General features: G+C 36.3%; 20 protein-coding genes. 14 read left to right on the plus strand and 6 right to left on the minus strand.

Annotation, left to right across the window (positions count from 1 at the left end; genetic code table 11):
- Nucleotides 1-248: 248 nt before the first annotated feature.
- Entirely contained in the window at nucleotides 249-1517 is a 1269-nt protein-coding gene (locus CZ490_RS03880) for a PLL family lectin (RefSeq protein ID WP_077617650.1), read from the plus strand.
- A 25-nt stretch (nucleotides 1518-1542) separates the two neighbouring features.
- Nucleotides 1543-2190: a glycoside hydrolase domain-containing protein gene (locus CZ490_RS03885; protein ID WP_077617651.1), complete on the plus strand. Its 648-nt coding sequence runs from the start codon at nucleotides 1543-1545 to the stop codon at nucleotides 2188-2190.
- A gap of 41 nt (nucleotides 2191-2231) precedes the next feature.
- On the opposite strand, the gene CZ490_RS03890 is transcribed toward CZ490_RS03885, so the two are convergent.
- The gene (locus CZ490_RS03890; protein ID WP_077617652.1) at nucleotides 2232-2702 is read right to left on the minus strand and encodes a YkyB family protein; all 471 of its coding nucleotides are present in this window, start codon (nucleotides 2700-2702) and stop codon (nucleotides 2232-2234) included.
- A 181-nt stretch (nucleotides 2703-2883) separates the two neighbouring features.
- On the opposite strand from CZ490_RS03890, the gene CZ490_RS03895 reads away from it, so the two are divergent.
- Nucleotides 2884-4614: a sensor domain-containing protein gene (locus CZ490_RS03895; protein WP_077617653.1), complete on the plus strand. Its 1731-nt coding sequence runs from the start codon at nucleotides 2884-2886 to the stop codon at nucleotides 4612-4614.
- Between the two features lie 25 nt (nucleotides 4615-4639).
- Here CZ490_RS03895 and CZ490_RS03900 read toward each other — a convergent pair whose 3' ends face one another.
- Entirely contained in the window at nucleotides 4640-5506 is an 867-nt protein-coding gene (locus tag CZ490_RS03900; protein ID WP_077617654.1) for a metallophosphoesterase, read from the minus strand.
- Nucleotides 5507-5805: 299 nt separating this feature from the next.
- Here CZ490_RS03900 and CZ490_RS03905 point away from each other — a divergent pair, with 299 nt between their 5' ends.
- A complete protein-coding gene (locus CZ490_RS03905; protein ID WP_159439906.1) occupies nucleotides 5806-6438 on the plus strand; it encodes a DUF3993 domain-containing protein in 633 nt (210 codons plus the stop codon).
- A 29-nt stretch (nucleotides 6439-6467) separates the two neighbouring features.
- Here CZ490_RS03905 and CZ490_RS03910 read toward each other — a convergent pair whose 3' ends face one another.
- Complete coding sequence (locus tag CZ490_RS03910; protein ID WP_077617656.1) at nucleotides 6468-7424, minus strand: MBL fold metallo-hydrolase; 957 nt, start codon at nucleotides 7422-7424, stop codon at nucleotides 6468-6470.
- Between the two features lie 196 nt (nucleotides 7425-7620).
- Here CZ490_RS03910 and CZ490_RS03915 point away from each other — a divergent pair, with 196 nt between their 5' ends.
- The 7 genes from CZ490_RS03915 (at nucleotide 7621) to CZ490_RS03945 (ending at nucleotide 14406) form a co-directional block, all read left to right on the plus strand.
- Complete coding sequence (locus CZ490_RS03915; RefSeq protein WP_077617657.1) at nucleotides 7621-7857, plus strand: YkuJ family protein; 237 nt, start codon at nucleotides 7621-7623, stop codon at nucleotides 7855-7857.
- 179 nt (nucleotides 7858-8036) lie between these two features.
- A complete protein-coding gene (gene cbpB, locus CZ490_RS03920) occupies nucleotides 8037-8474 on the plus strand; it encodes a cyclic-di-AMP-binding protein CbpB (RefSeq protein ID WP_077617658.1) in 438 nt (145 codons plus the stop codon).
- A gap of 103 nt (nucleotides 8475-8577) precedes the next feature.
- Nucleotides 8578-9456 (plus strand): LysR family transcriptional regulator, encoded by an 879-nt coding sequence (locus CZ490_RS03925; RefSeq protein WP_077617659.1) that lies wholly within the window; start codon nucleotides 8578-8580, stop codon nucleotides 9454-9456.
- 102 nt (nucleotides 9457-9558) lie between these two features.
- On the plus strand, nucleotides 9559-9807 hold the full coding sequence (locus CZ490_RS03930) for a YkuS family protein (protein WP_077617660.1): 249 nt from the start codon (nucleotides 9559-9561) through the stop codon (nucleotides 9805-9807).
- Nucleotides 9808-10024: 217 nt separating this feature from the next.
- Nucleotides 10025-11779: an ABC transporter ATP-binding protein gene (locus CZ490_RS03935; RefSeq protein WP_077617661.1), complete on the plus strand. Its 1755-nt coding sequence runs from the start codon at nucleotides 10025-10027 to the stop codon at nucleotides 11777-11779.
- Between the two features lie 13 nt (nucleotides 11780-11792).
- Nucleotides 11793-13613 carry an ABC transporter ATP-binding protein gene (locus tag CZ490_RS03940; RefSeq protein ID WP_077617662.1) on the plus strand — a complete coding sequence of 607 codons (1821 nt, stop codon included), beginning with the start codon at nucleotides 11793-11795 and terminating at the stop codon, nucleotides 13611-13613.
- A gap of 97 nt (nucleotides 13614-13710) precedes the next feature.
- On the plus strand, nucleotides 13711-14406 hold the full coding sequence (locus tag CZ490_RS03945; protein ID WP_077617663.1) for a potassium channel family protein: 696 nt from the start codon (nucleotides 13711-13713) through the stop codon (nucleotides 14404-14406).
- A gap of 93 nt (nucleotides 14407-14499) precedes the next feature.
- On the opposite strand, the gene rnjA is transcribed toward CZ490_RS03945, so the two are convergent.
- The 3 genes from rnjA to def all read right to left on the minus strand — a co-directional run bounded on the left by rnjA (nucleotide 14500) and on the right by def (nucleotide 17500).
- On the minus strand, nucleotides 14500-16167 hold the full coding sequence (gene rnjA, locus CZ490_RS03950) for a ribonuclease J1 (RefSeq protein WP_077617664.1): 1668 nt from the start codon (nucleotides 16165-16167) through the stop codon (nucleotides 14500-14502).
- Nucleotides 16168-16173: 6 nt separating this feature from the next.
- On the minus strand, nucleotides 16174-16383 hold the full coding sequence (locus tag CZ490_RS03955; protein WP_077617665.1) for a DNA-dependent RNA polymerase subunit epsilon: 210 nt from the start codon (nucleotides 16381-16383) through the stop codon (nucleotides 16174-16176).
- Nucleotides 16384-16945: 562 nt separating this feature from the next.
- Nucleotides 16946-17500 carry a peptide deformylase gene (gene def, locus CZ490_RS03960; RefSeq protein WP_077617666.1) on the minus strand — a complete coding sequence of 185 codons (555 nt, stop codon included), beginning with the start codon at nucleotides 17498-17500 and terminating at the stop codon, nucleotides 16946-16948.
- 197 nt (nucleotides 17501-17697) lie between these two features.
- Here def and CZ490_RS03965 point away from each other — a divergent pair, with 197 nt between their 5' ends.
- The 3 genes from CZ490_RS03965 to CZ490_RS03975 all read left to right on the plus strand — a co-directional run bounded on the left by CZ490_RS03965 (nucleotide 17698) and on the right by CZ490_RS03975 (nucleotide 21004).
- Nucleotides 17698-18369 (plus strand): YkyA family protein, encoded by a 672-nt coding sequence (locus CZ490_RS03965; protein ID WP_234987170.1) that lies wholly within the window; start codon nucleotides 17698-17700, stop codon nucleotides 18367-18369.
- A 544-nt stretch (nucleotides 18370-18913) separates the two neighbouring features.
- Nucleotides 18914-20023, plus strand: a complete 1110-nt coding sequence (gene pdhA / locus CZ490_RS03970; RefSeq protein WP_077617668.1) for a pyruvate dehydrogenase (acetyl-transferring) E1 component subunit alpha — start codon at nucleotides 18914-18916, stop codon at nucleotides 20021-20023.
- A gap of 3 nt (nucleotides 20024-20026) precedes the next feature.
- Nucleotides 20027-21004, plus strand: coding sequence for an alpha-ketoacid dehydrogenase subunit beta (locus CZ490_RS03975; RefSeq protein WP_077617669.1), 978 nt, complete (start codon nucleotides 20027-20029; stop codon nucleotides 21002-21004).
- The last annotated feature ends 133 nt before the right edge of the window (nucleotides 21005-21137 follow it).

Below are 21137 nucleotides of genomic sequence, written 5' to 3' on the forward strand. Positions count from 1 at the left end.
TTGAATCTTATAAGCGCCATCAAAACCATGCTATTTTAAAAAAATATTGCATCGTCTAGATGTCTTTCTATTATGAAGGAAAATCAGGTGAAAGTAAAGTGTTTTTTTTTAGAAAATTTAGATATATCAGAACTTGTTTGTATAAAATTTCCGTAATATAAGTGTAGGATAATAAGAAAAATTGGGTTACTTTCCTAATCCATTTCATAGTATGAAATGAGAACTTCTACAAAAGGGAGGTACCTGTTTTGAATCAACCATATAATGGATATCAAATCGACCCATATTTTCGAACGGCTTCGCATGGTTATTATCCATATCATTCCGTAAATGGCTTTCAACCTGCTTATTATATAAATACTCAACCTCAAGTAAATCAGGTAAGACAAACGCAAGAATTTCAAAATGTATGGAAAGAAGTGCGTAAAAATCTCCAACCTCATTATAATCAATTAGCAGAATATAATATTGATCGGAGATTATCGCAGTTTATTGCGATGCAGCTTGTCATGTTCACACTTATGACTCAGAATCAAGTTTCTGGTTCGTTGGACCAACAAGTAAATCAAATATATCGTGCTTTTCGTAATCAAGCCAATTGGTTCTATGCTGTTTTGGCTCCGTACCGAATTCCAGATCGTATACTCGAACAAATATTTAAAGCCATAATACGATTAACATATGAAAATATTGGTTATTCGCCTGAAAAAAATTGGAGCGAATGGGAAGACCTTGGAGGTTATTTAACATCAGGTCCTTCTGTTGCTATCCCAGAAAGAAATCAGTTAGATGTGTATGTACGTGGAAGAAACCGTGTCCTTTACCACCGGCTGTGGGATGGTTCAAGATGGACTGAGTGGGAGAATCTTGGAGGCACGCTTACATCCTCTCCAGCTGCCGTGTCTTGGGCACCTGGTAGGGTAGATGTCTTTGCTCGAGGTGAAAGAAACCAATTGATCCATAAATATTGGAATGGTTCTACCTGGAGTGAGTGGGAGGACTTAGGTGGAGTATTAACCTCATCTCCTGCAGTTGCCTCATGGTCGGAGAATCGTCTTGATGTATTTGGCAGGGGTACAGACCGCCATCTCTACCATATATATTGGGATGGGGCAGGATGGAGCGAATGGGAAGACCTTGGAGGTGTTCTTACTTCTGCCCCAGGTACTGTGTCATGGGGACCAAATCGTATCGATGTCTTTGCACGGGGAGAAAATAGAGGCCTATATCATAAATATTGGAATGGCTCTACATGGAGTGGATGGGAGGATTTAGGTGGTCAATTAACATCTAGCCCAGGTGCTTCTTCGAGACATCCAAATCAACTTGATGTTTTTGTTAAAGGAACCAATGATCATTTGTATCTAAAAAGTTGGGATGGAAGTCGTTGGAGTGAATGGGAGGACCTAGGCGGAACATTAACCTCTGAACCAACCTCTGCTTCATGGAGCCGTAATCGAATTGATGTTTTTGCAAGAGGAGAAAACAACCAATTAATTCATAAATGGAAAGCATGAAGCGCAACATCTAAGGGGGGTATATATGCCTAGATATGTTTGGGGAGTAGATTCATCAGTCGCTGTTGATGATGAACTATATACATGTGTAAAAAGTAAATTTGGAAATCCTAAATTTTGGGGAAGATACTTAAGTGAGGAGCCTAATGTTTCAACAGGATTAACAAAGGGCGAAATTTCGTTCTTACGGAATCGAGGAATAAAGGTATTGCCTATCTACCCTATCTTCTCAGAGGCTCGTGGTTATGAAAAAGGGCAACTTGCTGCACGAAATGCGGTTTTTAATGCAAGAAGGTTGGGGCTACCTATAAATGCTGCGCTTTTTGCAAATGTTGAACGCTTTGGTGCTGTTGATGAGGCGTGGATTCGCGGTTGGGCAGAATCGATTTATCCAAGTGGATATCGTCCTGGAATCTATAATAATCCGGTAGTAGGTGATTTTGCTGGAGCTTATTGTGAGGCGGTTCGTAAAAATAATCAGGTTGCACTTCAAACGATTTTGTGGAGTGCTGAACCTGAAACTGGTGTGACTAGGGAACGGAAGGTACCTACTTTCAAGCCAGCTTCTCCAAAATGTAAATCAAATGTGTGGGTTTGGCAGTATGGAAGAGATGCCCAAGCATGTCCTGTTCATACAAATCTTGCAGATTCGCGTGTTTTGAATTATCTCTAATAAAAACCAGGTGAAATCCACCTGGTTTTTTGATGTGTACATTATCGGTAACTTTCACCTAATTTTTTGAATACTGGTTTTTGATAGGTTCGTTTATTTGGACGCTGTGTATTCTCTGTTTTCTCTTCTTCAATACCAACGTATTGCTGTAGAAGGTTTTTAGCTAGAGAAAGTGAAAGATAGGTTTTTGGATTACGATAGGTCTGATTCAACTTTCCAAGGTGTGGTAGGCTAGAGAAGTCTTCTTTTGTGGGAGGCATGTGAAAATAATAGTCTCCGGCTGAAATTAAGACATCGGATTGTTGTTGACTATTTTTGGGATTTCTAGAAAAGTGAAGTCCTTCTTTTTTTGCTTTTCCTTCTGTAATAAGCTTTTCTAATGCTTTTCTCTTTAGAAGGTATAAAAATTTAGGGTTTGTAGCAGTCTTCGCATGCCTGTTCACGACAAAAATGGCACGAGCAAGGTTGTCCACTGTTGGCTTAAGTGGCACTTGATTTACCTGTTTTTTCATACTTTCTCTCCTTTCTAACTTCTATTATACTGTTAGTAGTGTACTTTGACAAATTCTCTAGGGATGTTGCAATTCATACAATTTACTAATTCATACAATATAAGAATTATCATGAAAAAATAAAGGTTTTTGTCGATATATGTAGAAGAAATAGATATTAACTGTAATAGGGAATGGTCTGATGAATAGAACGAATAATGTCATTTTAAAGGATGCTCAATTTAGCCGCTCAAATGATAGAATTGAGGCTATTATGTTTGAAATTATCCTTAAACATATTAAAGATTTAATATATGTGATGAAAGTTGAGGAAAATGGGAGTTTTTCCTATGTATTTTTGAATGAAGAAGCAAAAGGTCATGCTAAACTAACCAATGACAGTATTGGGAAAACGCTTCATGAGGTTTTACCGGCTGAAACGGCAACGAGTTTGCATAATCAATATAGTTCTGTCTTGGAGAAAAAAGAGCCAATTTCATTTCAGGATGTAGTCGTTCTTACAGACAATAAGGTGGTTCATGGCGAGTCCATACTGACACCCATCTTTGATGAAAATGGTAACATTCCATTTATCGTTAGTGTAACGCGTGACATCACAGCAAGAGTTGCTGATAAAGAGTTGATTACGTACATGGCTTATCATGATCCACTTACTGGTTTGCCAAATCGTAGTTCTTTAAAGAAGGATTTAGATCATGCGGTTGAACAAGCAAAAAAGGGCCATAAAAAGCTTGCATTAATGTTCATCGATCTTGATCGGTTTAAATTCTTTAATGATTCTATGGGTCATATAGCTGGAGATCATCTTTTAAAAGAGGTTGGAAAAAAACTAGCATCTATTAATCATGAAGACTATAAAGTCTACCGACAAGGTGGAGACGAATTCATTGTTATCCTTTCCAACACATCAAGCGAAGGTACCGAACAATTTGCACAACAAGTAAATCAAGAATTTAAGAAACCTTTCGTGCTAGAGGATAAAGAGTTCTTTATTTCAGCCAGTATAGGAATAAGTACCTTTCCTTCTGACGGAATGGAAGGAGAAGCATTAATAAAAAATGCGGATACCGCTCTCTATCGAGCTAAGGAGTTAGGTAGATCTCTCTATCAATATTATAATCCTGATTTACAAAAACAGACCACTCATTTGATGCAGTTAGAAACAGGTCTTAGAAAGGCCATCGAGAAAAACGAACTCGAAGTTTATTATCAACCTCAATTGGATCTTGCTACAAATAAGGTTTCTAGCTTTGAAGCATTATTAAGATGGAAACATCCCACCCTTGGGTTTGTGTCACCAGCTGAATTTATCCCAATTGCTGAGGATACAGGGCTTATTTTTTCAATCGGTGAATGGATTATTCAAACAGTCTGCCAGAAGCTAAAACGATGGAAAGAGAGTGGCTATCTTCCTGTTTCGGTAAGTATTAATCTTTCTCCAAAGCAGTTCCAACAGCCTGAATTAATTAAGATTATAGAGAAGAATATAGAATTAAACCAAATTTTCCCGGAGAGCCTTGAATTTGAACTTACTGAAAGTGCGATGCAAGAACCGAAGAAAACAATGGAAACTCTCGCAAAATTAAAAGCGATTGGAGTTCGTATATCTGTTGATGATTTCGGTACGGGGTATTCTTCCTTAAGCTATATTAAAAAACTTCCGATAGATTCGTTGAAAATTGATCAGTCATTTGTAAAAGATGTGCTTTCTGATGAAAAGGATGCTGCAATTACAACAACGATTATTCATCTAGCACAAAGCTTAGGTCTTTCCGTTATTGCAGAAGGTGTTGAAGAAGAAAAACAGGTTGAATTTTTCAAGATAATGGGGTGTCATAAGGTACAGGGCTATTTCTTTAGTAAACCTATACCTGAATATCAATTGATTGAACATTATTTGACAAATAACTAAGAGGATGTCCTAGGGGCATCCTCTTTTATTGCGTGGATTGTAAGGTGAAAACAGAGATTTCAGGCTTAGCTAGAAATCGTAACGGGAGTCTGGTTGTTCCAATACCACGATTTACATATAGGAACATCTTATTTGGTCCAATAATATGGTCTCCCTCATAATAAATACTTCCAAGAGGGGGAGTAATTAGTGGTCCAACAAATGGTAGCTGAATTTGACCACCATGACTATGCCCTGATAATTGCATGTGAGCTCCTTTTTTAGCGGCACGTTCGGCAATATCTGGTTCATGCGCAAGTAAGATAGTAAATCTAGAAGAATCCACATTTTGAAAGGCTTGTTCAAAATCAGGGCGACCTAGCATGACATCATCCAATCCGACAATGGTGATCGTTGAATCATTCAAAATTACTTCTCTTGAAGTATTCATTAATAACGTGAAATCGGTTTGTTTCATAAGGTTTTTGTAAATTTCTGAGCCATAGCCACCATGGTCATGGTTACCGTAAATAGCAAATTTTCCAAGAGGGGCTTCAAGGCTTCTGAGAACTGGAATAAGTTGACTGATTCCAGCATATTTATTTGGTTCATCCATCAAATCTCCAGTAAACAATAATAAATCTGGTTTGAGCCCATTTATTTTATCCACAATTTTTTTAAGCTGATCAATTGTAAAATGGTGCCCAACATGTGTATCACTAAATTGAACTATCTTTATATTATGAAATTCCTTTGGGACTTTTGGATGTTGAATGGTGTGAGTCGTAATTTCCAATTGTTTAGGTTCAACATATCGAGCGTACCAATACCCGAGAGTTGAAGCGACGACGACTGTTGATGTGGCAGCAAAGGCCCGTTTTATAAATTGTCGTCTAGTATAATTTTTCTGCATGTTAACGCAACCTATCTCTATTAATCAATTTAAGTATGACACTATGAACTAGTGTAGCACATACATATTCGAAAGTTTTTTAAATATGTATTACAGTTCTGAAATAAAAGATTACCATAAGTATTCTTGCTAAAATTCTTGTTTTTTCTCGTTAAACAATTGCATATATTGTTTTTATAAAGAGTATTGTGTCAGAATGTGCAGCTATTTAACGAACGAATCATCCACATCAACACGATAGAACTTGTTAAAATGGTGGTACTTGTACAACACAGGTCTTTTAATGGAAGGATGATATTTTGAGAAAGCGAATCACACTACTATTTCTTGTCATTTTTATAATCGGACTTGTAACAGTTCCATCGGTTTACGCATCATCTGATAATCCACTTTCAAGAGAGCAAGTGTTCACCCTTCTTCAGGAAGGCTTTCAAGCTCAAACTTCATTGACATATGAATTTCGTACTTTTGACGAGGTTGTAAAAATTCTAAACCCTTATTTTCATGAAGGATATTCGAAAAAGTTTTTAGAGGAAAATTTAATTCAAGAAGATGAGGGGTATATTGTTTACGGATCTGATTTTGCGTTATACTTTATTCCGTTTTACTCCTATTCAGACAAAACTCAGATTTTGTTTGACCAAGATGAAAATAAAATATACGTTTATGAGTTCTTTGAGACTCCAGAATCAGGACCTGTCTCTTATCAGGACCACTATGAAATTGTTACGATTGAAAACATAAAATCAAATTGGCTTATAACTGATTTATCAATGGAAGATGAAGCTCCTACTGTAAAAAATGATTCCTTAAAGGAAGTGACCGTAAAAAGGGACCCCTTATTTTTAACTTGGAATCCATTTAAGGCTTACCTACTTGAAATGGAGCATCAAACCCCGTATTTCTATACGTGGTATAAGAATATGTTCTAACTCTAAAATAGAAATCCCAATTGGGATTTCTATTTTGTCTTGTTCATGTAATCGACGATGCCCATCGCACATATGTCAAGATCAAGTCCTATAATTTCATATACCTCGTGATTTCGTGGAATCTCCCGTTCATCAAGATAGGATGAAACTTTTTTGAAAAGAATATCTCGTATTGTATCTTTATGCTGAGTTGGACTTGCATTAGGAGTCTCCTCAAAAGATTGTTTTCCTGCATTCACAAATATTGGTAGCCAATGCTTGAGTTGTGTAAATACTTCTTTCACATTTGTAGACATGCCATAATGTCCAAAATAAACAGCTGATACGTCTAGTGCTTTTATTTTTTCAACAGACGTTATCATCTTGTCAGGACGAAATTGATTGGGAGAAGTAGAAGGCAAAAATAAGTCTATCCCATCCTTAGCAAGTTCATGATAATAAATGCCAATCGTATCTCCCGTAAAAATACCATTACTAACTGGGTCATAAATACTAAAATGATGATTGGCATGTCCTGGTGTATCCAAAAATACGAGTGTGCAATTTGGTCCAATCGCGAGCACTTCTTGATCATTTTTTACAATTAACTTTTCTTTGGCGATAGGTAAAATGGGATCGAATAAAGCGTCAAAGCTTTCTCCATAAACAGCTCTTGCCCCAGCAATTAAGCGGCTTGGGTCAGCTAAATGTCTTGCACCTTTTGGGTGGACAACAAGCTTTGCGTTTGGACAATGCTCTAACAATAAGCCAGCACCACCAGCGTGGTCCAAGTGAATATGAGTAACGATGATAAATTCCACATCATTTTTATCAATTTCTAGTTCTTTCAACCCTTCTAAAATAAATGGAATAGACGGGCTAGCACTTGTTTCAACAATAGTGATTTTTTCATCTTTAATGATATATGAACCTGTTCGTGCTTCTCTTCCTAAATCATGTGTGTCTATTACGAAAATTCGTTCATTAAGTTGTGTATAATTTGCCATGTTCTCCTCCATATTTTTATTGTATCGCAGCTAATTTTATTGTATTGTTACATAGTGGTTATGTAAAGGTATTGCCTACAATATTCTGAAAATAATAGCCCGTTTGAAAAATCATCAATTTCGTGGATAGAAGCTCAGGCTTTGCTTAATCCTAAAAGAAGAATCTGGCTTTATGCATATGAAAGGAGAGGCTCTTATGTCGCAGTTACAAGGAATCATAACTCGCCTTATAAGCCTTCAGGAAAATGCAAATGGTGGGGAAACCCCACAACGTTTTTTTGAAGTAAACGGTGAAAGAAAGTGCAGTGTGAAATATTTTAGCAAAACAAGTACTTATGAACTTGAGGTTTATCAACAAGGGGAAAAACCAAAAACATATCAATTCGATAACATTGATATGATTGCAATTGAAATCTTTGATTTAATTAATTAATCATTCTTTTCAGGTTCGGCAATTAGCCGAACCTTTTTTCTTGCCTAAGTCCCATTTTTCAATCTCACTCAAATAATACGAGTTATTGCTGCTTAATTATGGTAAAATAAAAGAGGAGTATTATGAATTTAAACTGGTATTATCTGAAATTTACTACGATGTGAGGTTGTGAGGCTTTCATGTTTGGTCTTCAAAGTGAGAATATTTTTGAAACAACAATTAAGAACTTACTGATTCCCGCTGATAAAGTAGCACATGTGCAAATTGGAAATAGCTTAGAACACGCCTTACTTGTTCTAACAAAAACAGGGTATACTGCAGTTCCTGTATTAGACCCAACATACAAATTACATGGATTAATTAGCTCAACACATATCCTAGATTCAATCCTAGGATTAGAGCGAATCGAATTTGAACGTCTAGAAAAAATGAAGGTTGAGGAAGTAATGAATAGGGAAATTCCTCGTTTAAATCTAAATGACAATGTGTTAAAAGGACTTAATTTGGTGATTGATCATCCATTTGTATGCGTGGAGAACGACGAATTAGTATTTGAAGGCATATTTACTCGTCGCGCTATCCTAAAACAAGTGAATAAACAACTTAAAATTAAATAAGTAATACAAAATCCTCCACCGTGTTTAGGAGGGTTTTTTAGTGGATAATGTTAATTAAAATACGCACTATAAAAACTTATGCCTATGTTCAGGAGGAAAGAATGTGCAATTCTCGGAATTTCAATTATTAGTTGTACTGGCATCAGAATTAAATATGCGGAAAGCATCTGAACGCTTATTTGTTACACAACCAGCGTTGTCTCAGCGTTTGCAATCTATTGAGAAAACTTGGAATACGAAAATTTTTATCCGATCACAGAAAGGGCTAACACCCACACCTGCAGGGGAAAAAATTATTGACTTTGCAAAAGAAGTTGTTGAAAAAGAAGAGAAAATTAGGGAACAATTACAAGGATTAAATCAAGAGGTGCACGGTACACTAAAGATTGCCTGTGCATCAATTATCGGTCAAAATTGGTTACCAAAGGTACTAAAAAAATATGTGAATACATACCCGCATGCGAAAATCTCATTAATCACTGGTTGGAGTAGCGAAATTTTAAAAAATCTCTATGATGACACGGTTCACATTGGTATTATTCGTGGCAAACCAGATTGGAAGGGTGTTAAACATCATTTATTAACCGATACCATGTATTTGGTTGATAAAGAAATTCAAAAAATTGAACAGGTATGGGACACAGATCGCCCATTTATTCAATTCAAAAGCGATTCTACCTATTACCAAGAAATCCAAGAATGGTGGCATCGAACATTTCAATCGACTCCCCGTCGAACCATTGTAGTTGATCAAATTGAGACATGTAAACAAATGACTTTAAATGGAATTGGGTATGCCATTTTACCTTCCGTTACACTAAACAATGATGAAACAAAAAATATTTTTAAAATACCTTTACTTAACGAGAACAATGAACCCATGAAACGTGATACTTGGCTAGTTGGGTATGATTATGCATTTGAACTTAAGCAAGTGCAGGCCTTTGTGGAATTGATAAAGGAAAATGTGGATTCAATCTAATGACTAATTTGTATGTATTGCCGTAATTTCTATCTCCGAATATGTGTGGAATAATCAAGGTCTCAATGTGACAAATTACATATATGAGGAGGTGGATGATTAATGGCGAAAGTTGGAGTGGAAGGTTCTTTAACAAATGTTCAGCAAGCTCTTCAAGAAAAAGGCTATGAAGTTATTCAGCTGAAACAGGAAAGCGATGCACAAAATTGTGACGCTTGTGTTGTTACAGGTTTAGATTCGAATGTAATGGGTATGGCAGATTCTGTCATGAAAGGACCTGTTATTGAGGCAAACGGACTAACTGCAGACCAGGTTTGTCAAGAGTTGGAAAGCCGTTTAGGACAATCATAAAATGAATAAGTAGGCTCGAATTGTAAAACAGAATAAGATTTGCTTTTAAGGCTAAGTCAATTACGACTTAGCTTTGTTTTTTTATTATTTTATATAAAATATTTAAGATTTTCAGATAATGCACTAGTAATTTATTTCGAAAACCGATATATTATTAGTTACGTATTGTGAATTTTTATTTTTTTATTTTTCTTGGAACACCAAGGGGGGATTTATAATGGAGACCTTTAAGAAATTAAAGGAGTTTTACTGGCCACATCGAAAGTTTTTTTATTGGTCACTATTTGCAATGCTTTTTGTTACGGGGGTAACAGTTGTCTATCCAATTGTTCTACAAGTAACTATCGATGAAGTATTTCGAGCGGGGAATTATCAATTAGTTCCGTATTTGGCACTCGGATTTATTGCCATCATGGTTGTAAAAGGGCTGGCTACATATTTTAATCAATATCTCGGGGACTTATTTGGAATAACCGCTGTTTATAAAATGCGGAATGCACTATATGAAAAGCTACAAAGGCTTTCATTTAGCTATTATGATAATGCGAAAACGGGAGACCTTATGTCCCGTCTTACGGCAGATGTAGAGGGCTTCAGGTTTTTCCTTTCCTTCGGATTTGCGGAGTTACTTCGTTTTACGCTTTTAATTGTCTTTAGTTTAATTGTTATGTTTTCATACTCTATTCCACTTACTTTGGTCACAATTATGGCTTTACCATTCTTAGCAATCGTCGTTTATCGCTTCGACAAGCGTGTGCATCCTGCATTTCGTAAGGTTCGAAAAAACTTTGGGCGATTAAATACAAATGTTCAAGAAAATATAAGTGGGATTAACACAGTTAAATCACTTTCACGTGAGGAGTTTCAAATAAATAAGTTTAATCATTCAAACGAAGGGTATCGCGATGTTTCTCTAGCAACTTCTTCGATTTGGGCAAAATTCTTTCCATTAATGGAGTTTATCGGAAACGTTTGTGTAGTCGCACTCCTTTCTTATGGGGGATATTTGGTAATTGAAGGTTCGGTTTCACACGGGGAACTCGTTGCCTTTTTTAGTTTGGTTTGGTATCTACTGAACCCCATCATGAACCTAGGGTTTATTATCAATATGTTTTCTCAAGCAAAGGCTTCAGGGGAACGTTTATTAGAGATTCTTGAAGCTGACGAAAAGATTGTTGATCAAAAAGGTGTTATCGCAAATGAAAGATTACAAGGGCATATTGAATTTAAAGATGTAACTCTGAAATATACAGATGATGATGAAGCTGCACTTCAATCAATAAGTTTTACTGCTGAACCTGGGAAGATAATTGGACTAATTGGTGCAACAGGCTCTGGGAAAACCAGTATTACGCAACTCATGACGAGATTTTATGAGCCAGTCAAGGGTCAAGTGCTTCTGGATGGTAGGGATGTAACAGATTATTCGATTCAGACATTAAGAAGTAATATTGGATTTGTTATGCAAGAATCTTTCTTATTCTCTTCATCCATTCGTGCAAACATTGCATATGGAAGACCTAACGCTTCTATGGAAGAAATAATTGACGCTGCCAAGCGAGCGCAAGCGCATGAGTTTATAATGGAGCTTCCGAATGGGTATGACACGATGCTCGGAGAACGTGGTATGGGACTTTCAGGAGGTCAAAAGCAAAGAATAGCGATAGCACGTTCCATTTGCATAGACCCTAGTATTTTAATTTTAGATGATGCGACAAGTGCAGTCGATATGGAAACAGAATTTGAAATCCAAAAGGCGTTAAAAGAGGTAATGAAAGGGCGAACGACATTTATTATCGCCCACCGAATCTCTTCTTTAAAGCATGCCGATGAAATTCTAGTGTTAGAAGACGGATTTGTAGTTGAACGAGGAAAACATGAGGAATTATTAAAAAATGAAGGGCCATACCAACGAATTTATGATATCCAATATAAAGACCAAAAAGTTGTTCTTCAGTCACAAGTAGGTTAGGTAGGTGAGTCATATGTCAACGGAAAAAGAAAAACAAGATGTGAAACATCGGTTTCACTACTCAACGGATCAGGCAATCGAAAAACCATTTAACTGGAAGCAAATGGCGCGTTTATTAGGGTATATGAAGCCATACTCTAAGAATCTATTGCCACTTTCTATAATTATGGTTTTACTTACTACAGCGGTTCGATTAATAGCACCGATATTAATTGGGAAGTATGCAATTGACCATGCGATTGCTAATAAAGATACAAATTTATTAATTATATTAGTTGCAACCATTGCCGGTCTTTACGCAGTAAACTACGTGGCGAATATATTTAGAATAAAGTGGACAAATATGCTTGGGCAAAATATCATTTATGACCTTCGAAAGCATTTATTCACACATGTGCAAGGCTTGTCACATCGCTTTTTTGACAAGCGTTCAGCAGGATCAATATTGGTTCGAATCTTAAATGATGTAAACTCTCTTCAAGAGTTATTTACAAACGGGGTTATCAATCTATTAATGGATTTTGTTTTGTTATTTGGTGTCATATTTATTCTCTTTGCGTTAAGCCCAGAGTTAACGTTAGCAATCTTAATTATTTTGCCACTTATGGTATTAATAACTACCAAACTCAGAAGAAAAATTCGGAGGTCTTGGCAAACCGTTCGAATCAAGCAGTCTATGCTTAATTCACATTTGAACGAGAGTATTCAAGGAATACGTGTTACACAGGCATTTACACAGGAAAAAGAAAATATAGAGTTTTTTGATGGTGTGAACAATGAAAACTTTGAAAGCTGGAGAGATGCTACCCAAAAGAATGCAATGTTCCGTCCCTTTGTTGAAATGACAAATGCAGTTGGGACCGCTATTCTAATTTGGTTCGGAGCAACGCTTATCCAAGCTGATGGTTTAACAGTGGGTGTTTTTGTATCCTTCGCCTTTTATCTTGGTATGTTCTGGGAACCAATTTCAAGGTTAGGTCAAGTCTACAATCAACTTCTCGTTGGTATGGCTTCTTCAGAACGTATTTTCGAATTCATTGATGAAAAACCAATTGTTGGTGAAAAAGAAAATGCAATTCAATTGACTGATATGAAAGGGAAAATTGAATTTGATAAGGTAGAATTTGCGTATGATGAAACACGTAAAGCTCTAAAAGGTATTTCATTAACAATCAATGCTGGTCAAACAATCGCCCTTGTTGGTCATACTGGATCTGGGAAAACGACAATCGCAAATTTAATAAGCCGGTTTTATGACGCTACGAGTGGTGAAGTTAAAATTGATGGTATTAATATTAAAGAATTATCTCTTCAAAGTGTTCGTTCTCAAATAAGTGTTGTTCTTCAAGACACCTTTATCTTCTCTGGAACCATCAAAGATAATATTCGTTTTGGGCGTCCGGATGCGACCGATGAAGAGGTAATGGAGGCAGCTAAAGCGGTTGGAGCGCATCAATTTATTGAGAAGCTTGTAAATGGATATGATACAGAAGTAGAAGAGCGAGGTAATATTTTATCAGTTGGTGAACGTCAATTATTATCATTTGCGCGTGCACTTCTTGCAGATCCTAAGATATTAATTCTTGATGAGGCTACGGCTAGTATTGACACTGAAGCAGAAGTGAAAATCCAGCTTGCGCTAAAAAAATTATTAAAAGGTCGTACAGCGATTATCATTGCGCATAGACTTTCAACGATTCGTGAAGCTGATACTATATTTGTTTTAGATCATGGTGAAATCATTGAACAAGGGAACCATAATGAACTCATGCAACAGCAGGGAGAGTATTTTGGCTTAGTTAAAGCGCAATTTAGAATGTTAGAAGCTATATAAGTATAAGAAGGAAGGACTCATGTGTAGTCCTTTCTTTGTTTTTGAAAGTTGAGATGTTGAATCCAGTTTTCCTTGTGCCTTTCTTGTGCTACAATCAATGGTATCATCATATGGTGGGGGAATAGTAGTGAATAAAAAAGAATTTGCGGTAATTGGACTTGGGCGTTTCGGAGGAAGTATCTGCCGCGCTTTAAGCGAAGAAGGCATGGAAGTAATGGCAATGGACCTTGATGAAGATAAAGTAAATGAATTCTCGACGATTGCTTCTCATGCAGTTGTGGGTGACTCTACAGATGAATCTGTACTCAAAAGCCTTGGTATACGTAACTTTGACCTTGTTATTGTTGCAATTGGGGACAACCTTAAGGCAAGTATACTAACCACTATCATTCTAAAGGAACTAGGAGTTAAACAGATATGGGTTAAAGCACAAAACGATTATCACGAAAAAATATTGAGCAAAATTGGAGCCGATCGTATTGTCCACCCGGAACGGGATATGGGTAAGCGTATTGCCCATAATATTATTTCAAATAATGTGTTAGATTATCTTGAATTATCAGATGAGCATAGTATTATTGAGATCGTTGCTGGTCAGAAGATTGATGGTAAATCATTGATTGATTTAGATGTTCGTGCAAAATACGGGGTAACAATTGTAGCAATGAAGCGTGGAAAAGATATTATGGTATCTCCACTAGCAACCGAGCAAATTCATAAAGGGGATATCCTCATAATTATCGGTGCTGATACTGATATAAGTCGTTTCGAAAAGAACTTAATTGAGGAATAAATTCAAAAACGTCCTAGTCTGGGCGTTTTTTCTGATTTAAAAACCCACTGAGTAGTCTCAGTGGGAATAAAATAAGATAAGGTTTAAAAAAATTTATACTTCCATAATGATCGGTAAAATCATTGGGCGGCGTTTTGTTTTCTCGTATAGGAATGGTGCTAGCGTATCTGTAATTTCATTTTTTATTTCAGACCATTGTGTAGTACGGCGCTCCATTACTTTGCTTAGATGCTTTGTAATAAGGCTTTGTGCATCATTGATTAAATCCCCCGACTCTCTCATATAGACAAATCCACGAGAAATAAGATCTGGGCCTGCTGCAATCTTAAAGTCTTTCATATTAATACTAACAACAACAATGACTAATCCTTCTTCAGAAAGAATCCGGCGGTCACGTAATACAATATTTCCAATATCACCTACACCGCTACCATCAATATAGACGTTTCCAGAAGGTATTTTTCCAGCAACAGATGCTTCATTATCGCTAAGAGCTAGCACTTCACCATTATCCATAATAAAACAATTTTCTTCAAACACTCCACAATCTACAGCTGATTTCGCATGCATCTTTTGCATACGGTATTCACCGTGAATTGGCATAAAATACTTTGGCTGCATGAGACGAAGCATTAATTTTTGCTCTTCCTGGCCACCGTGACCTGAAGTATGGATATCACTAAGCGGTCCATGGATTACATCAGCTCCTGCACGATAGAGCATATTGATTATTCGGCTAACGCTCAGCGTATTCCCTGGAATAGGAGATGATGAAAATACAACTGTATCTCCAGGAATAATTTGAATTTGTCGGTGTGTGCCATTTGCAATTCTTGAAAGGGCTGCCATAGGTTCACCTTGGCTACCTGTACAAAGAATAACGACTTTATTTGCTGGTAAACGATTAATTTGGTTCGCATCAACAAATGTATCTTTTGGACAACGAATATAACCTAAATCATAGCCAATGTTTATTGCTGATTCCATGCTTCTACCGAAGACAGCAATTTTACGATCGTTCTGTACGGCAGCCTCAACTACTTGCTGTAAACGATGAATATTGGATGCAAAAGTAGCGAAAATGATTCGTCCATCAACTGTTCGGAATATATCATTAATGCTTTCTCCAACTCGTCTTTCGGACATCGTGAAGTGTGGAATCTCAGCATTTGTACTATCAGATAGTAAACAAAGAACCCCTTCCTTACCGATTTCCGCCATCTTTTGGAGGTTTGCTGGTTCCCCAACAGGTGTGAAGTCAAACTTGAAATCCCCTGTATGTACAACTTGTCCAGGTGGTGTCTTTACAACAATTCCATAGGAATCTGGAATACTATGTGTTGTTCTGAAAAATGTAACTGATGTTTTACGGAATTTTATGATGTCTTCTTCTTTAATTTCAATTAGCTTTGCTTGACGTAGTAGTCCGTGCTCTTCTAATTTGTTACGAATTAATCCTAAGGCAAGCTTTCCGCCATAAATCGGTACATTAATTTCACGAAGTAAATAAGGTATACCCCCAATGTGATCTTCGTGACCGTGCGTAATAAATAAACCCTTAATCTTGTCCTCGTTTTTTACTAAATAGCTGTAATCAGGAATAACATAGTCAATTCCTAACAGCTCGTCCTCTGGGAACTTAATCCCAGCATCAATTAGGATGATTTCATCCTGAAACTGTACGCCATACGTGTTTTTACCAATTTCTCCGAGTCCACCTAAGGCGAAAACAGCTGTTTGATCATTCTTAACAAATTTCATAATTCATCAAATCTCCAATACTTTATAATCTTCATTTAAAATTTCATATTCAAGATAGGCGCCATCCACCTTTTGAATAAATTCAATGTTAATCTTCCGTTCCGATAATTTTTTGCGTACCTCAACTTGAGATTCTGCTTCAATATACATTGTTTTTGTATTTTCTCTTACTGGAACTTCATTAGCATTTTCTTGATAGTACACTTTAAAAATCATTGCCAAATCTCTCCTTAATTTCCGAAAGTTAGAGTAACTTTTTCTATTATATAAAAATATAACATGATTTTCATGTTTTTTCTTTCTTTTCCTAAATAAATCTTATCTAAAGATATGACTAATAGGTAAAAAAGAGGAGGTTGCTTAGGGGCAGAGTTCGTGACGTTTTAATAAACTATCTCATGGCTGGAGAGCGATAACCGTACACCTAAAGGTTAATTATACCATTAATGATTATGATAGTACATAGAGCCCTTAAAAGCTAAGGGCTCTAGTTTTCTTTTTATTATTAAGCAATCGATTTCCTTTTCAACAGATCCTGCCATTGTTTAGCTAACTTTTCACGTAACTTTTTTAGCATGACTATCATCTCCTTTATTCTGAAGGTTTAAACTTATACGTCTGTAAAATTTGTCCTTATTATGTGGAGAAATGCGGTTCTTTATCATGGCAAATAATTGGAAGTGTAGGAGGAGTAAAGATGATAAATTTTATAAAAAAATAAAAAAGTATCGACGTGGAAGACACATCGATACTTTATATAGCAAGTTATCAAAGTTATTTAACGTTCAATAGCTACCGCATTTGCTGGTTCTTCAAATGGATTCTCTTGATTAATATGGTCATAAAACATAATCCCATTCAAATGATCAATCTCATGTTGAAAACAGATAGCTGGTAAACCTTTAAGCTTGATAATTATTTCCTCTCCATCAAGTGTAGTACCTTTGACTTTAATTTTTGCATGACGAGGAACAATTCCTGGTACTGCCCGATCTACAGATAAACAGCCCTCTCCACTAGTTAAATAACTCTTCTTTACTGAATGGCTAATGATTTTAGGATTAAATAATGCATAACTATAAAGTTCATCATTTTCATCTCTAAGGTGCACAGCTATCATGCGTTTTGACACATTGATTTGTGGCGCAGCAAGCCCAATCCCTGGTCTTAGACCAAATTTTTCAGCAATTTCGGGGTTCTGACTGTTTTTAACGTACTCTAGTAGTTCTTCAAGTATTTTTCGATCTTCAGCAGAAGCTGGTAAGGGTATTTCTTCGGCAACTCTGCGTAAAGTTGGATGTCCTTCACGAATTATATCTTCCATTGTAATCATATTATTCACTTCCTGCTCTTGATGCTTTTGTAGCTTTATTTTAACAAGCTTTTGATACTTTGAAAACATTAAAAGAAGGAGTTATGGCGTGTTCTAAAGAATAAATGTATTCATATATTTATATCGTCTAACCAAAAATATAATATGAAAACATATTAATATATAGTATATTGGATGTAACTAAGGGGGAGCAGATGGTGAAAAAAAATATAACGGTTAAATTTGTATTTATTTTAATTTGTATTAGTTTTCTCTTAACGGGGTGTATGGGAGGTCCTTCACCAGAAGAACAAATATATGAGACTTTAGAAAAAGTAGTAACAATTGAGAAAGACTTTGAAGAACAACAAAGTCCATTAGTTGAACTCGAGAGAAAAGAAAAGGAACTTTACGATGAAATTCTAACCTTAGGTATGAAAGAATTTGATCAAATCGTTACGTTAGCTAATGATGCATTAGCAATTGTGGCCGATCGGGAGACAAGAATCAATAAGGAACAAGAGAGTATTAAAGCGTCTAATGAAGAATTTCAAAAGGTTGAGTCTTTCATTTCTGAAATAGAAGAAGGTAGCTTGAAAACTGAAGCGAATGATTTAGTGGCTACAATGAATCAACGGTACGATAGCTATGAAGAACTTTATACTTCATATAAAGAAGCCATCCAACATGATAAAAAATTGTATGAAATGTTTCAAAATAAGGAACTAACTTTAGAAGAACTCGAACAACAAATTAATCTTATTAATGAGACGTATGAGAAAGTAGTTACTGCAAACGACACTTTTAATAAGCTTACAGACGAATATAATAAAGCAAAGATTAAATTTTATGAAAATGCAGGGCTAGAAGTAGTCTTTAAAGAAGAATAATAAAACAGAATCTTGAAAAGGACTATCAAAATGGTGATAGTCCTTTTCTGTTGTGTTTTTAAAGTGAATAGAAAAAATGGACGAGTCTATTTTTGTACTAGGTTTTTATAGTACAGAAGGTAAATGTGTACTGATACAGTTTTGTAAAATGGGAGAAATATACAATATATTAGTATTTATGTGTAACTTAAAAAACAGTAAACAAACAATTTGACGTGTAGTTAACCTTGTTGTAAACTGGGTAATGGAAATAGGGCAGTTGTATTAATTGTTTTTCTGAAATAATTAATACAGATTCATTTAGGAACCTTAATCTCTTTTTCGTATGAAACGAAAATTTGATTCACCAATAGAAGATTTCTATATGGATAAAAAATGTCTTTGAAAAGATATATTTTTGGGTAACCTAATCCTGTATGTTTTGTATTAATTTTTTGACTTTATCCATTGGTTCTCTCACCATAATAAAGTTGCGTTTCTCGGTGATAGTCACCGTAGAAGCATTTATTACAGAAAATAGGGTAAGAAAGGAAGCGAGAAAAAGATGGCTGTAAAAGCAAATGTCTTTGATTTACAAGGGCAACTAGAAAAGGTTGCAGAAAACTTTCCTATGTTTCAGATCTTAAATGAAGAAGGAGAAGTAGTAAATAAAGCTGCAGTTCCTGATTTAAGTGATGATCAATTAAAAGAATTAATGAGAAGAATGGTCTATACAAGAATACTTGACCAACGTTCTATTTCTTTAAACCGTCAAGGGCGTTTAGGTTTCTATGCACCTACTGCAGGGCAAGAAGCATCTCAACTTGCGTCACAATTTGCATTAGAAAAAGAAGATTTCATTTTACCAGGTTATCGTGATGTACCTCAAATTGTTTGGCACGGTTTACCTTTATATCAAGCATTTTTATTCTCACGTGGACATTTTCAAGGCAACCAGGTCCCAGAGGGAGTTAATGTTATCTCACCACAAATTATCATTGGGGCACAATACATACAATGTGCTGGTGTCGCACTTGGTATGAAAAAACGTGGCAAGAAATCAATTGCTATTACTTATACTGGTGACGGTGGTACTTCTCAAGGTGATTTCTATGAAGGAATTAACTTTGCGGGAGCTTTCAAAGCACCGGCAGTATTTATCGTTCAAAACAACCGTTTTGCAATTTCTACACCTGTTGAAAAACAATCAGCAGCACACACACTAGCTCAAAAAGCTGTAGCAGCTGGTATTCCAGGTATCCAAGTTGATGGTATGGATCCACTTGCGGTATATGTAGCAGTTAAAGAAGCTCGCGAGCGTGCAGTAAATGGTGAAGGTCCAACGTTAATTGAAACGATGACTTACCGTTACGGCCCACATACAATGGCTGGAGATGATCCAACTAGGTATCGTACTTCTGAGTTAGATAATGAGTGGGAAAAGAAAGATCCACTTGTTCGTTTCCGAAAGTATCTTGAAGGAAAAGGTATCTGGAACGAGGAACTAGAAAATCAGGTAATTGAAGAAGCAAAAGAAGATATTAAGAATGCAATTAAGAAAGCAGACGAAGCACCAAAACAAAAGGTAACTGACCTTATTTCACATATGTACGAAGAGCTTCCTTATAATTTAGAGGAGCAAATGGAAATCTATAAAGCGAAGGAGTCGAAGTAAGCCATGGCGCAAATGACAATGATTCAAGCAATCACTGATGCGTTACGCACAGAATTAAAAAATGACCCAAATGTCTTAGTTTTTGGAGAAGACGTTGGTGTTAACGGTGGTGTGTTCCGTGCTACTGAAGGTCTACAGGCTGAATTCGGTGAAGATCGTGTTTTTGATACGCCGCTTGCTGAATCAGGTATTGGTGGACTTGCAGTTGGTTTAAGCTTAGAAGGCTATCGTCCAGTTCCAGAAATTCAGTTCTTTGGGTTTGTATATGAGGTTATTGATTCCATTAGTGGTCAATTAGCTCGTATGCGTTATCGTTCAGGTGGTACTTATAGTGCTCCAGTAACAATTCGTTCACCATTTGGTGGTGGTGTACATACACCAGAACTTCACGCTGATAGCTTAGAAGGACTAATGGCACAACAGCCGGGCCTTAAGGTTGTTATTCCTTCAACACCATATGATGCAAAAGGTTTGCTAATTTCGGCTATTCGTGACAATGATCCAGTTATTTTCCTAGAACATATGAAACTGTATCGTTCTTTCCGTCAAGAGGTACCTGAAGGAGAATATACAATTGAACTAGGAAAAGCAGAAGTGAAACGTGAAGGTACAGATCTTACTATGATATCTTATGGTGCGATGGTACATGAATGTTTGAAAGCTGCAACAGAACTCGAAAAAGAGGGTATTTCTGCTGAGGTTATTGACTTACGCACAGTTAGCCCATTAGATATCCCAACAATTATTGCTTCTGTTGAAAAAACAGGACGAGCTATCGTTGTTCAAGAGGCTCAAAAACAAGCAGGAATTGCTGCAAACGTTGTTGCGGAAATTAATGACCGTGCGATTTTAAGCCTAGATGCACCTGTATTACGTGTGGCAGCACCTGATACAGTATTCCCATTCTCACAAGCAGAATCAGTTTGGTTACCAAACTTCAAAGATGTATTAGAGACTGCTAAGAAAGTATTGAACTTTTAATTAATAAAGTTTTTTTCACTAATTGATAAATATTAGCCTTTGGCGTATGAGCGATTAACTAGAAAAACAACATTGTAGAGCCGTACGTCAGGGCATATTCGACATGAAACTAACAATTTAGGAGGCGAATACC

It is taken from the genome of Litchfieldia sinesaloumensis, assembly GCF_900156865.1.
In the GTDB taxonomy this organism is placed as follows: domain Bacteria; phylum Bacillota; class Bacilli; order Bacillales; family Bacillaceae_L; genus Ferdinandcohnia; species Ferdinandcohnia sinesaloumensis.

Bases quoted from the DNA above. Each gene is read 5' to 3' on its own strand.
- CZ490_RS03885 (WP_077617651.1), top strand. From the start codon at position 1,543: ATGCCTAGATATGTTTGGGGAGTAGATTCATCAGTCGCTGTTGATGAT.
- CZ490_RS03890 (WP_077617652.1), bottom strand. From the start codon at position 2,702: ATGAAAAAACAGGTAAATCAAGTGCCACTTAAGCCAACAGTGGACAAC.
- CZ490_RS03895 (WP_077617653.1), top strand. From the start codon at position 2,884: ATGAATAGAACGAATAATGTCATTTTAAAGGATGCTCAATTTAGCCGC.
- CZ490_RS03900 (WP_077617654.1), bottom strand. From the start codon at position 5,506: ATGCAGAAAAATTATACTAGACGACAATTTATAAAACGGGCCTTTGCT.
- CZ490_RS03910 (WP_077617656.1), bottom strand. From the start codon at position 7,424: ATGGCAAATTATACACAACTTAATGAACGAATTTTCGTAATAGACACA.
- CZ490_RS03915 (WP_077617657.1), top strand. From the start codon at position 7,621: ATGTCGCAGTTACAAGGAATCATAACTCGCCTTATAAGCCTTCAGGAA.
- cbpB (WP_077617658.1), top strand. From the start codon at position 8,037: ATGTTTGGTCTTCAAAGTGAGAATATTTTTGAAACAACAATTAAGAAC.
- CZ490_RS03930 (WP_077617660.1), top strand. From the start codon at position 9,559: ATGGCGAAAGTTGGAGTGGAAGGTTCTTTAACAAATGTTCAGCAAGCT.
- CZ490_RS03935 (WP_077617661.1), top strand. From the start codon at position 10,025: ATGGAGACCTTTAAGAAATTAAAGGAGTTTTACTGGCCACATCGAAAG.
- CZ490_RS03940 (WP_077617662.1), top strand. From the start codon at position 11,793: ATGTCAACGGAAAAAGAAAAACAAGATGTGAAACATCGGTTTCACTAC.
- CZ490_RS03945 (WP_077617663.1), top strand. From the start codon at position 13,711: ATGGTATCATCATATGGTGGGGGAATAGTAGTGAATAAAAAAGAATTT.
- rnjA (WP_077617664.1), bottom strand. From the start codon at position 16,167: ATGAAATTTGTTAAGAATGATCAAACAGCTGTTTTCGCCTTAGGTGGA.
- CZ490_RS03955 (WP_077617665.1), bottom strand. From the start codon at position 16,383: ATGATTTTTAAAGTGTACTATCAAGAAAATGCTAATGAAGTTCCAGTA.
- def (WP_077617666.1), bottom strand. From the start codon at position 17,500: ATGATTACAATGGAAGATATAATTCGTGAAGGACATCCAACTTTACGC.
- pdhA (WP_077617668.1), top strand. From the start codon at position 18,914: ATGGCTGTAAAAGCAAATGTCTTTGATTTACAAGGGCAACTAGAAAAG.
- CZ490_RS03975 (WP_077617669.1), top strand. From the start codon at position 20,027: ATGGCGCAAATGACAATGATTCAAGCAATCACTGATGCGTTACGCACA.